Annotated in this window: 1 protein-coding gene; it reads right to left on the bottom strand. The window is 30.4% G+C overall.

What is annotated here, in order from left to right:
• Nucleotides 1–163: 163 nt before the first annotated feature.
• Nucleotides 164–307, bottom strand: a complete 144-nt coding sequence (locus AYC60_RS08600) for a hypothetical protein (protein WP_231724626.1) — start codon at nucleotides 305–307, stop codon at nucleotides 164–166.
• Nucleotides 308–381: the final 74 nt, after the last annotated feature.

Genomic DNA, 381 nt, shown 5'->3' with positions numbered 1-381 from the left:
TTGTAGGAACTGATACTGAATCAAGTCCTGAAGTCGAAGGTATAAAGAATGATAATACCCTATATAGTTTTGATGATGCAGTGTTAAACATCAATGAAGAAATTCCTGCAATTCCTTGAGATGCTAATTTTAGTATGTATTATTCTAAGTATTTTACTGACATTTATACTGAAACATCTCTAGATAAGTCTATAATTAATATAACTGATAAGATGTCAGCCGCACCAAACATAAATGAATCTACTATTTCTTTTTCACTTAATCCATTTACTTCACCAATGATGATACCAATGAAAGTAAACCACATTGTAAGTTAATCAAAATACCAGTCACCAAGTGTTGCATCTGTTAAGAATGTAGTCCTTCCTTAAAATACATGAA

Origin of the sequence: Streptobacillus felis, from assembly GCF_001559775.1 — a bacterium.
Lineage (GTDB): Bacteria > Fusobacteriota > Fusobacteriia > Fusobacteriales > Leptotrichiaceae > Streptobacillus > Streptobacillus felis.
Note: the sequence above shows the minus strand (reverse complement) of the source record. Positions and strands in the feature narration are given on the sequence as shown.